The following is an 11366-nucleotide window of genomic DNA, read 5'->3' on the forward strand; positions in this document are numbered from 1 at the left end:
TTCTAACGATGAGATGGGCGAAGCTTTGTGCAGATATGATAATAATATGCAACTTAGTTTGCTGTCAGGATTAATTTCATCGCGGATGTTTATGGTACAAAACTTGTCTATTGTTCCGACTTCGCGCGATTGCCTCGAGGGTGGCGTGGAAAAGGCGGCGCTGCATGTCGTCTGGTTGTTTGCACCGAGAGCCAACGAGCTTGTGTCGGGATGACGGTAGACTGAATGCTCGTCTGGCATCCCAGATTCCATGTATAATGTTCTGTATTTTTCATGCCGAAATCGTCGGAAGCCGTCCCCGGTCGGCGGAAAGCTCCGCGATCACCGAATGGTGTCGCGCCAATGATGCAAATCCGCGCTAAACTTCCCGCAAAGGCCAGGGGCTGCGGCGGCTCCTGCGAGCCGACCATCAATCAAGAGCCGCGTTTTTTTGGGAGGATCAGCATCATGACGCTTGCGGTAGCCGAATTCCGACCCGAACCCATCCATGTCCATATCGGCCGCGAGACCATCGAGGTCCGCTCGCTGGACTGTGCGGTGAATCTCCTGCGCTCGCTGCGCCACGACCGGTTGGGCAACTATGCGGAAATGCTGCTCACCCAGCTGGAGCAGGCGCGCGGGCCGGTGCAGCAGGCCCATGCCTGGACCGCATTCCGTAGCTGGGCGATGGCCTGCGGGCTGCACGCCAGCGATGAAGGCCGGCCGCACGCCGCCTGACGGATCGCCCTCGCCAGCACTGTGCATGATCCAGGGGCGGCGCATCGCGTGAAGGCGGTGCGCCGCAAAATCGCCGTTCGTCAGGTTTCATCCTGTCGGCTATCAGTCGACGGGCGGACGGTCGCGCGCCGGAACATGCAGGTGACGAGTTGAAGGGCGTAAAGGCGAAGTTCGGTGGCAGCAGGTTCGCAGCATGGCCGATCGCGGCGATGCTGTGGGGTGCGTTGGGATGGAGCGCACCGGCATTGGCGCAGCAGCCGCCCTCCCTGTTCGCGCCCTGGCAGGTGTCGCCGCTGCTGCCCCCACCCGATTCGGCACCTGTGCCGGTACCGCAACAGCCGCCGCTGGTGCTGCTGCTGGATGGGCTCGGCGTCTATGTCGAGACGGACTATGTCGGTGTCTCCGCGCTGGCGCGGCCACTTCGCCAGCAGGGCTTCCGGACGTTGAGCGATACACATTTTCTCAACCGGCAGGCCAGGGCGGTACCCGACGTGATCATCGGCCATTCCCTCGGCGGCTCGACGGCGCTCACTTTCGCCCGCGACCTCGTGCGCCGGGGGCACGAGGCGCCGCTGGTCATCACCGTCGATGCGGCGCCCGGTTCCCCGCCTTGCCCGGTGGCGCACTGCATCAACATTCACGGTCCCGGCTTTCCGAATGTGCGCGGCGCCCGCAACATCGACGCCTGGGCAGCGGGCGCCCGTTTCGTCAACCATGCCTCCCTGCCGACGCATCCGGCGGTGGAGGCGATGATCCTCGACCAGACGGCGGCCTTCATGATGCAGTGGCGCTCGGCGCAGGCGGAGCGCCCGTCGGAAGGGGGCGCCGGACAGTCGCGCCCGAGAGGGGGATAAGCAACGCCGCACTCTTGCATTCGCCGCCGGGTATGGGATGAACGATCCGGCGCTTGGAGAGGTGGCCGAGTGGTTTAAGGCAGCGGTCTTGAAAACCGCCGTGGGTGCAAGCCCACCGTGGGTTCGAATCCCACCCTCTCCGCCAGAGTTTCATACAATATATTGAAATATATCATATTTTTTTCGAGTTCGTACTGAAGCCCCACGTCAGGCTCCATCTTGGTCGCTGGATGGGATGGTATACGCCGGGATGGGAGCGTTCGATTCGGCGAGCGCCACGCGCCAGGGAAGAAGGCGTCGCGGACATATACCCGCATGGACCTCGCCCGCACGACGCTGCGGTTCTTCTTTCTCTTGTCGCACACAACGTCTTCTCAGACCTCGGACTGCGGGCGTACTGCCATCGCCAAGGCGAGCTCCATCATCGTCCCCGCCATGGAAGGACGCCGCGCGCGCCGTCCTCACCCCGGATGGAGTGGGCCAGTCCTGTCGGCCCGGGTCGCATCCGCCGCCGACATGGTTTCTCCTCCACCGGAGCTACCCTCGAATCCCCGTGGATGCGCCGCGACCTCGCCTGGCGCGCATGGCACCCGGCCATAGAGATCGGCAATGCCTTGGCCGCCTCACTCCGGATGCGCGTCACGCGGTCTGTGACAAAGCTGCCATGCCGCCTGTCATTCCGGTACCTGCGAGGATGAGATACAGCTGTTTTCGATTCAAAGTCGAACAATATGGCGAGGGGCGATGAAGGGGATACTGCTCTGCAACGTGATGACGATTTCCGTCGCCGCCGCTCAAACTCCTGACATGAAAGGGGATTGGATCGGCAGGACCAACACGCTCATTGCCGGCGCGGGTGGAGCGCATTGGCCGGACAGCAAGGCCGCCTGGGAGAAACCGCTCCGGGCACAGCGTGACATCACACTTCGCATCGTTGGTCAGGATGGCCGCCGCCTCCGGGGCGAAAGCATCATTGCTGGCGACGAAGCCTCCGGCGGCAGGGTTACAACCGAACCATTTATCGGAACCGCCTCAAAAGCTGGCGACAAGGTGATGATGGCCGACACGGATGGCTATTTCGTCGAGGATCTGTCCGATACCACGCTTGCCTATTGCTATCTTCTGGCTGGCGTCCGGCAGGCCAATGACGAGCCGGCGATCATAAGCTGCAATGACGTAACGAAACGCTGATTGCTCCCCTGAGGCGGAGGCCCTGCTCCTTCTCGGGCGGAGCGGGGCCATTGTCATCTTCCGGCGATGCTGCCGGGCTCGCCCCTCCCAGGGGCGACGCCGATCCGCACCGAGCGCCTCGACTCCGCCGGCAGGATCGCACGCGCTCCACCGGGGAAGATGTGGTCCCCCAATCCTTTGGTGATTGAATGTCTCGCCTCATCGACCGGCTTACGACCGAACCCGCTCCACTCGCCTGGCTGGAGCGTCAGGCATGGCATCCCTGGCTTGTCGTCGGCCTCGTCTCGATGGGCGCATTTGTCGGGCAGCTCGACGCCACGATCGTTCAGCTCGCCCTGCCGACTCTCGGACGCTATTTCGACGCGCCGCTTCAACATGTGAGCTGGATCGCGCTGTCGTATCTCGCAGCCTTCGTTTCATTCCTGCCGATCTTTGGCCGTCTGTGTGAAATGTTCGGCCGCAAGACGCTGTATATCGCCGGCTACCTCATTTTCATCCTCGCCAGCGCCCTGTGCGGTTTCGCGTCCAGTTTCGAGCAACTGGTGACCTTCCGCTTCCTGCAGGGCGTGGGTGGCTCGCTGCTCGGCGCCAACAGCATTTCGATCCTGGTGAAGACGGTCTCGCCGGCGCAGCGAGGACGGGCGCTCGGCTGGTTCGCGGCAGCTCAGGCGGTGGGTATGAGCGCGGGCCCGGTGCTGGGTGGCTTGCTTCTCGCGACGTTCGGCTGGCGATGGATCTTCTGGCTCACCGTCCCGTTTGGTGCCTTGGCCGTCGTCATTGGCTGGCTGGCGTTGCCTCGAAGCAGCGGCACGCGGCCGGACCGCGCCTTCGACTGGGGCGGGGCGCTGCTGATCGGTCCCGCTCTGATACTGATCGTGGCAGTACTCAACCATGTCTCGAGCTGGGGGCTGAGTTCCCCGGCGACGCTCGGCAGTCTTGCGGTGGCGGCGCTGTTGCTCGTGTTGCTGGTGCGGCGCGAACGCATCTTCCGCGCGCCGCTGATCGATCCCACCCTGTTCCGAAGCATTGCGTTCTGTAGTGCGGCGGCCGGAGTGGCTCTCGGTTATGCGCAGCTGTTCGGCATGTTCTTTCTTATGTCCTTCGCGCAAGGGCACGGCTTCGGCGAGCCGCCCGGTACGGCCGGCCTTCACCTCGCAATCATTCCGGTAGCCATCGGGCTCACGGCACCGTTCAGCAGCACGGTGAAGGAGTGGTTGGGCGAACGCCGGGTCGGCATGGTGAGCATGGCGCTGAGCTTCCTGGCCGTTGTCCTTCTGTTTTCCACTCTCGGACGGGTGGAGGACCATCGACTTTCCGACGGCATCGCCTATGCACTGTTCGGCATCGGTCTCGGCCTCTTCATCGCCCCCAATAACCAAGTGGCGATCGCGGCAGTGCCGCCAGAGTTGTCGGGCCCTGCCGGTTCGTTGCTCAACCTGATGCGCGCGCTGGGAACCTGTCTCGGTGTTGCCGGCGGCGCAACCATGCTCACGCTGAATCTGGAAGCCCCGGATGGGATATCGCGCACATGGCTTTCTTCAAGCGGTGCAGACATGCTCCTCGCGGTGCGCGACAGCCTGCCGCTGCTTGGGGCCGTCGTGGTGCTCGCGGGCTTTGCCGCCTGGTACGCCGCGCGGAGGATGGAGCGCCAAGGCGCGAGCGCCAGGCCGACCTCGGGCAAAGCTGCTTGATTGATCGACGCAAGGATCTCGCAAGTTCGAATGGCGCTTTGACAGGACGTATCGCGCCAGAAGCTGGGCTCCCGACGGCGTCTCTATAGCGGACTCTAGCGCACCATCCGCTCCCGCAGGCGCGGAGCGGTCCAGTCGAGGAAGCTCCGCACTTTCAGCGGCAGGGGATCAATTGGGGCATGGAGGAGGTTCACCGGCAGCGGCTCCGGAGCGAACGCCGCCAGCAGCTCCTGCAACTCGCCGGAGCGCAATTGGTCATCTACCTGATAGGACAGAACGCGGATGATGCCGACGCCCGCCAGTGCCGCCTGGATGGCAGCCTCCGTCGTGTTGACCGCGAGTTTGGCGCGCGGCTCGACAGCGAACGCCGTGCTGTCACGCCGGTAGCGCCATTCCGGCGCGGTCGCGAAACCTTGGAAGCTGATGCTGTCATGCGCAGCAAGATCGTCCGGCTGGTGCGGCACGCCCCGCCGCGCCAGATAGGCCGGGCTCGCGCAGATCACCCGGCGCACCGCGCCGACACGCCTCGCGACCAGCGCGCTGTCCGCCAGATGCCCGATACGCAGGGCCACGTCGATATGCTCGTCGGCCAAGCTGACCTGGCGGTCGGCAAGTGTGAGGCGCAGATTGATTTCCGGTTGCTCCCTGAGAAACTCAAGCGCGATCGGCAGCATATGGCGTTCGCCGAAGGTGATCGGCGCGGTCACGTGCAGCCCTCCACGCAGCGCGCCATAGTCGCCGGAGGCCTGCCGTTCGGCTGCCTCCAGGTCCTCCAGGATGCGACGTGACGCGGCGACGAAGGCACGCCCTTCCTCTGTCAGCGCGAGGCCGCGGCTGGTGCGCAAAAGCAGACGCACGCCAAGGTGCTTTTCAAGGTCGCCGACCTTGCGGCTGACCGTGGCCAGCGGTGCGTGAAGTTGCCGTGCCCCCGCCGAGAGGCTGCCGGCCTCGACTACCGCCAGCAGTACCGACATCGCCTCGAAACGATCCATGGCGTCCTTCCGAAATTTGAGAGCTTACCTTCCGAAATGGCAGGATACCTCGTCAAATTCGGATGCCCTAGCCTGCTCTTGGGAGGACTGACCGGCTCTCCTATGTCAATGATCGGGGGAGTGTGCCGTGTCTCAGCTGTCTCGTCGTGCCTTTGCCAGCGGCCTTCCTTTCGGCCTCGTCGGAGGGAGTCTCCTTTGGGGAGGCCTGAGCGGTGGCGGACCAACGCCGGCCTTCGGCGCGACGCAAGATACTCCGGCGACGTCCGCGACGCCGGCCAGCGTGACGCCGCTCGCGCAGATCCGCATCGGCCGCTTTACCGTGACCGCGCTGACGGATGGGTATGCCGACATGCCCTACACCTTCTTCCCGGGACGCGACGCCACCGAGGTCGAGCAGGCGGCAAAAGCGCAATTCACCGCCCGGCCGAGCGGCGTGCGGTTTCTGTTCAACCAGTATCTCGTCGAGGATGGCGAGCGCCGCATCCTGATCGACGCAGGTCCGGCGGGGTCGATCGGGCAGACCGGCGCGCTGCCGCGGGCGCTTGGCGCGCTCGGCCTGCAACGCGACCAGATCGACGCGGTGATCGTCACGCATATGCACCAGGACCATATGGGCGGGCTTATCGCCGGGGGTAAGAACAACTACCCGAAGGCGGAACTCTATATCGACCGGCGCGACGTCACTTATTGGACGGATCCGGCTAAGCGCAACGGAGCGCCTGATTATCTGCAGACAAGCTTCCGCATGGCGGGCGAGGTCGTGCGCCTTTACCCGAAACTGCAGGCGATAGACGGCGAGCGTGAGATCGTGCCGGGCGTCTCCATCGTCGACCTCACCGGCCATACCCCCGGCCATATCGGCGTACGGGTCGAGGATGGCGGCCAGAGCCTGATCATGGTCTCCGACATGATCTTTCCGGTCGTGCACCCTGGGGCGACCGATGTCTTCTTCCTGTTCGAGCAGGACCGCGCGGCGGCCAAGGCCATGCGCGACCGCTTCTTTCCCCGCGCCGCCTCGGAAGGCGCGCTCATCGCCGCGACGCACATGCCCTTCCCTGGGCTTGGCAGGATCGTCAATGATCGCGGTCAGATGCGCTGGCAGGTAGCGGACTGGGCCTTGCAGAACTGAGATTCGCCGCCGCGCGCTCCGCTCCGGCGGCCGCGGAGATAGGACTCACATGGCCACAAGATATCTCGATATCGCCACGACGCCTTCCGTTGCCGCCGCGCAGGAGCACTATGGCAGCGCGGAGCAATGGGCGCGGATAGGAGCGCGTGGCGAGCCCGACGATGCCGGTAGGCGCCAGCGCCTCGGTCCGCCGGAACAGGCCTTCATCGCTGCGTGCGACGGCTTCTATCTCGCCAGCGTGTCGGAGACCGGCTGGCCCTACGTGCAATATCGTGGCGGGCCGGCGGGTTTTCTCGCCACCATCGACCCATCAACGCTGGGCTTCGCGGATTTTCGTGGCAACCGGCAATACATCACCACCGGCAATGTGCAGGCGAATGACCGAGTCTCGCTGTTTCTGATGGACTATGCGCACCGGCGGCGCCTCAAGATCTTCGGCCGCATGACCATCATCGACGCCCTGGACGACCCGGCGCTGACGGCGAAGCTGGCCGTGCCCGGCTATCCCGGCCGGGTAGAGCGGCTCGCCCTCATCGCGGTGGAGGCGTTCGACTGGAACTGCCCGCAGCACATCACACCGCGCTTCACGCAGGACGAGTTCGAGGTCGCGCTCGCCCCCGTACGCGACGAACTCGCCGTCCTGCGACGCGAGAATGAACGTCTGCACCGCGAACTGCAGAGCGTCGCGAGACGTCGAGGAGATGACGCGGGAAGCGCGAGTTGAAGCGTGACGAGCATGTCATGCGCACCTGGTCGCCGCGATGGCTAGAGCGGTCGCACGGAGCCTCAGATTTCCGTCTGCTCCAATAGGCTCTAGGCACCGCCGACCTCGATTCCCAGATGCCGCAGGGTGCTATCGAGCTTGGTATGGCTGGGCAGAAGCTGGCAGGCACGGAGTTCCCCGCCCGCTCGTAAAGGCAGGAGGCCTTTGTCCACCGCAAGCTATCCGTGTCGTAATCCTCCGGTCGAGGCCCGCCTGGCTGCCCAATGTGTCGATGGAGCGCCTGGTCCCGCGAAAGTTAGCACCAACGCCTGGTCGAAAACCGCGCCTCGCAAGCGCAACGCGCCATTTGCGGACATCGCGCCAACTGCCAAAATCGGCCAATCATAGCCTTGGGAATTTCTCGCGCGGTAGGCGGATGCGTGATACGCTGCAACTATAGGTTCGAAGTGGGGTCGTTTCTGCTCTGACGGTCGAAAGGCTGGGGGAATGACTGGCTATGCACTGGACAATTCCTGGGCCAAGGCCGAGCGACGCCTTTCGTTACTGGAGCAGCATCTCGATCCCATGACGCAGCGCCGCCTGGCAGCGCTTGGCGTTGCGGGCGGAGCGCATTGCCTTGAAATTGGTGCAGGCGGCGGATCGGTCGCACGGTGGCTGGCGGACTGCGTAGGGCAGACCGGCCGTGTCGTTGCGACCGACATCAATATCAGCCTGCTCAAGGGGCTGGCAGCGGACAATGTCGAAACCATCGTGCACGATATCCTTGCTGGAGGCCCGCCCGGCGGTCCCTTCGATTTCGTCCATGCGCGTTGGTTGCTCCACCACCTTCCCGATCCTGAGCAGGCGATCAGGAACATGATCAGCGTGCTCCGGCCCGGCGGCTGGCTCATGCTTGAGGAGGTGGACTTCTTTCCCGTTCACGCCTCGGATAGCGAGACCTACACGCGATTTATGGTCGCTCTTACGGACAATGTGGTCCGTGCGTCGGGTCGCGACTGCTTCTGGGCTCGCGCCCTTCCCGCGATGGTGGCGCGCCAAGGGTTGCGAAGCGTAGCCGGCGAGGGCGATTTCTCGATTATCCAGGGCGGATCGCCCACGGCCGAGTTCTTCATCCTCACGGCCGAGCAGATGCGCGAACGCATGGTCGCCTCTGGAGAGATCACTGAAGCGCGGCTCGACGAGGCGGTAGGTCTGCTCAGTTCACCGGATTTCTGGGCCTTCGGTGGTGGCGGTGTTGCCATCTGGGGGCAGCGCACCGACTAAGCGGCAGGATGCCGGCGGCGACCACGGGTTGCCAACTTCAGTTTTCGTCCTTCGCCGCCTGGCTCGAGGGGAGGGCTCACGCAGGCTCCCCGATCTGGCCGATGACCTGCGAGGCGATCTCGAGCTTAGAGGGAAAGCTGCCGCCGCCGAGTGGACTGGGCTCGGCACCCACTTCAGCGCGTCATCAGGGAGGTCGGCGAGCCTTGCTCCCGCAAAGCGCGGCTTGACTGCGCGCGATAGTGCGGATGTGCCTCTCGTGGCAGTGATCGTCGATCACACGCCGCACCCACATCAGTAGGCCCCTCTCCCTTTACATGTCCGCGTTGCTGAAACAGCTCGCGGGTCACAAGCGGCACAGGCGACTTACAGCGCTTGAGCGGGCCGCTGCGTTGATCGGCAACTAAATTTCGGCCGAATGTCGGCGGCGCTTTTCCCGCATGGAGGGCCATCGAACGTGCCGAGGCGTCGCTGACGTTGCGGGCCTACATGTTTTGGTGCGGGGCGGACGGTGGGATCGCCTGGACATTGCCGGTTCCGGTGCAGTGCGACCTCCGCATGGCGGAAGCACCCGCTTGTCAGGCGAGCCGTGTGTCGGCAATGTCCGCTCAACAGGACGCTCGCGGATATATGTCGGGGTGTCGTTTCGTCGGATAGAAGGACAGGAGAAGTCCAGGATCATGAATATGGACGGTGGGAATGGCGATGCCGGCGGGATCGACGCAAGTACCCTGCCCGGACGCCGGACGGGGCTTCTCAGCCGCCGGTCGTTTTTGGCCGGCTCGGCCGTCGGCCTCGGCGCATTCGGACTGGCAGGCTGCGCGACGCCCGACGGCATGAGCCTCGCCGAGGCGCAGAAACTCTACGGTCCGGTGCCCGAGGAGAAATTCCCGATCCCGGCGGTCGACGTCACCAAGGTCGATCGGAAATATTACCGCCGGACCGTGCGCTACGAGACCGAGGAAGCGCCCGGTACGATCATTGTCGATCCCGGCAATTACTACGTCTACCGCGTCGAGGAGGATGGGCAGGCCACACGCTATGGCGCCAATGTCGGCCGCGACGGGTTCCGGTGGAGCGGTGACGCCTATGTCGGGCGCAAAAGCGAATGGGCGACCTGGACACCGCCCAAGGAGATGATCCAGCGCCAGCCCGAGGCCGCCAAATACGCCCGCGGCATGCCGGGCGGCCTCGACAACCCGCTCGGCGCCCGCACGCTTCATCTCTATCAGAACGGCGTCTACACGCTGTACACCATCTACGCCACCAGCGATCCCGAATCGATCGGCTCAGGGGTCACCAGCGGCTGTGTGGGCCTGCTGAGCCAGGACATGATCGACCTGTACGATCGCACGCCGGTCAAGACGAAGGTGGTCGTCCTGCCGGCATAGCAGCTATCAGCCGTCGGTTCAGGCGTCGCCGATACGGGCAACGTGCCATGAACGGACATTGGGAACTCGTCTGAACCGGACGTTTGGCCTGCGGCCGGTTCTGTTTCCTCGAATTCGACGGGGCTCAGGTAGCCCAGCGTCGGGTTCCTGCGCCGGCGATTGTGGAAGCGTATGATGTCGTCGAACACGTCGGCTCTCGCGTCGCCCCTCTTCCTGTAGACCTTGCGCGCCGTGCGCAAGGTCTTGATCGACGAGAAGAGGCTCTCCGTTGCAGCATTATTGTCCCCGACGTTGCCCGTGTGGTTCATCGAGAAGGTGATGCCGAGATCGGCCATTCGGCACTGAAACCGTTCGTTGGCGTATGGGCTGAGCCTCCGTCGTCGCATTCCCGTCTTCCGGTCCCTTCGACACGTTGTCCCGGTATCCGCGAAGCCGGCAGCGACGCGGCTCCGTCGTCGGAGGCGATACGCGTCGATCCGTCAGGTCGACCGGCTGCGCTCGCGCCGGGCGCTGCCGGCCCACACATCCTCGCCGATGCGCCAAAGCGGCGGCATGCGGGCGAAAGGCGGGATGGTGTGTGCCATCACGGCGATGGCCAGGCGTCCGTTGGCGCCGATCTTGGCGTGCACCGCCTTCACATGCGCCTTGATGGTATCGATGCCGACGTCGAGTATCGCGGCGATGTCCTCGTTCGACTTGCCGCGGGCGATCCAGGAGGCGACCTCGAGCTGGCGTGGCGTCAGTTCCGGGAAGGCGATGCGCAACCGGTCGGCGGGCGTCAGCGCGGCAAGCGTGCGCTCGCGGGCTTGTCGGTAGCTGCGCAACAGATGCGGGCGCAGGGCCTCCAGCCGGTCGCGCTCCGCGTCGCTGAACGGCGGCCGGCCGACGATCCGGTGCCCGGAGATGGTCAGCACGTAATCGTCGTGCTGCATGACGATGGACATTACGCGCCGGGCATTGGCGGGTAGGAACACTTCTTGCGCTATGGGCAGGGTAGGGAATTCCTTCTCGCTGAAGAAATCGGATTCGCGCAGAGCCCGTTCGCCGAAGAAGGCGGGATCGCCGCGCCAGAAGGCGTGGCTGTTCATGTGTCGTGCGAATGCCGCCATCGCGCTGGCGCGTCGCGCCGGATCGTCCTCGATCGACACGATTGAGCGGAACTCGCCGCTCGAATGGTGAAACTCGGAATACGTCACCACTTCCGCGTCGATGAGGCGGCCGATGCCGGTGAACAACACCCTCGGCAAGGTGAGAAGATCAGGTTCCGCCTCGTACAGCGCGACGATCTCGTCGGCCAGTTCAGTATCGGCCAGTTTACTCTTCGGGGTAATGGCGGTGTTCTCGGTCAGCATCGCATTATCACCTTGAGCGAAGATTCCTCGCGCGCGCCCCGAAATATAATAGCGCACGCGGAACG

The 11366-nt window shown here is 64.3% G+C and carries 10 protein-coding genes, 1 tRNA gene and 1 pseudogene; 9 read left to right on the top strand and 3 right to left on the bottom strand.

What is annotated here, in order from left to right; all coding sequences use genetic code 11:
- Window positions 1-447: 447 nt before the first annotated feature.
- From KHC28_RS03055 to KHC28_RS03075, 5 genes are all read left to right on the top strand, one after another.
- Window positions 448-717, top strand: a complete 270-nt coding sequence (locus tag KHC28_RS03055; RefSeq protein ID WP_214006850.1) for a hypothetical protein — start codon at window positions 448-450, stop codon at window positions 715-717.
- A gap of 149 nt (window positions 718-866) precedes the next feature.
- Window positions 867-1571: an alpha/beta hydrolase family protein gene (locus tag KHC28_RS03060; RefSeq protein WP_214006851.1), complete on the top strand. Its 705-nt coding sequence runs from the start codon at window positions 867-869 to the stop codon at window positions 1569-1571.
- Between the two features lie 55 nt (window positions 1572-1626).
- Window positions 1627-1716, top strand: a tRNA-Ser gene (locus tag KHC28_RS03065).
- Between the two features lie 599 nt (window positions 1717-2315).
- The gene (locus tag KHC28_RS03070) at window positions 2316-2762 is read left to right on the top strand and encodes a hypothetical protein (protein ID WP_214006852.1); all 447 of its coding nucleotides are present in this window, start codon (window positions 2316-2318) and stop codon (window positions 2760-2762) included.
- 188 nt (window positions 2763-2950) lie between these two features.
- A complete protein-coding gene (locus tag KHC28_RS03075) occupies window positions 2951-4453 on the top strand; it encodes an MFS transporter (protein WP_214006853.1) in 1503 nt (500 codons plus the stop codon).
- A 95-nt stretch (window positions 4454-4548) separates the two neighbouring features.
- Here KHC28_RS03075 and KHC28_RS03080 read toward each other — a convergent pair whose 3' ends face one another.
- Complete coding sequence (locus KHC28_RS03080) at window positions 4549-5445, bottom strand: LysR family transcriptional regulator (RefSeq protein ID WP_214006854.1); 897 nt, start codon at window positions 5443-5445, stop codon at window positions 4549-4551.
- A 127-nt stretch (window positions 5446-5572) separates the two neighbouring features.
- On the opposite strand from KHC28_RS03080, the gene KHC28_RS03085 reads away from it, so the two are divergent.
- The 4 genes from KHC28_RS03085 to KHC28_RS03100 all read left to right on the top strand — a co-directional run bounded on the left by KHC28_RS03085 (window position 5573) and on the right by KHC28_RS03100 (window position 9949).
- The gene (locus KHC28_RS03085; RefSeq protein WP_214006855.1) at window positions 5573-6574 is read left to right on the top strand and encodes an MBL fold metallo-hydrolase; all 1002 of its coding nucleotides are present in this window, start codon (window positions 5573-5575) and stop codon (window positions 6572-6574) included.
- A gap of 49 nt (window positions 6575-6623) precedes the next feature.
- Complete coding sequence (locus KHC28_RS03090) at window positions 6624-7298, top strand: pyridoxamine 5'-phosphate oxidase family protein (RefSeq protein ID WP_214006856.1); 675 nt, start codon at window positions 6624-6626, stop codon at window positions 7296-7298.
- 486 nt (window positions 7299-7784) lie between these two features.
- Entirely contained in the window at window positions 7785-8561 is a 777-nt protein-coding gene (locus KHC28_RS03095; protein ID WP_214006857.1) for a class I SAM-dependent methyltransferase, read from the top strand.
- 677 nt (window positions 8562-9238) lie between these two features.
- Window positions 9239-9949, top strand: a complete 711-nt coding sequence (locus KHC28_RS03100; RefSeq protein ID WP_214006937.1) for a L,D-transpeptidase family protein — start codon at window positions 9239-9241, stop codon at window positions 9947-9949.
- Between the two features lie 104 nt (window positions 9950-10053).
- Here KHC28_RS03100 and KHC28_RS03105 read toward each other — a convergent pair.
- Together KHC28_RS03105 and KHC28_RS03110 are read right to left on the bottom strand one after the other, a co-directional pair.
- Window positions 10054-10317: pseudogene (locus KHC28_RS03105) on the bottom strand (IS3 family transposase); the annotation flags it as partial.
- Between the two features lie 111 nt (window positions 10318-10428).
- On the bottom strand, window positions 10429-11301 hold the full coding sequence (locus tag KHC28_RS03110; RefSeq protein ID WP_214006858.1) for a helix-turn-helix transcriptional regulator: 873 nt from the start codon (window positions 11299-11301) through the stop codon (window positions 10429-10431).
- Window positions 11302-11366: the final 65 nt, after the last annotated feature.

The sequence above is a fragment of the Ancylobacter sonchi genome (genome assembly GCF_018390695.1).
GTDB classification, from domain to species: domain Bacteria; phylum Pseudomonadota; class Alphaproteobacteria; order Rhizobiales; family Xanthobacteraceae; genus Ancylobacter; species Ancylobacter sonchi.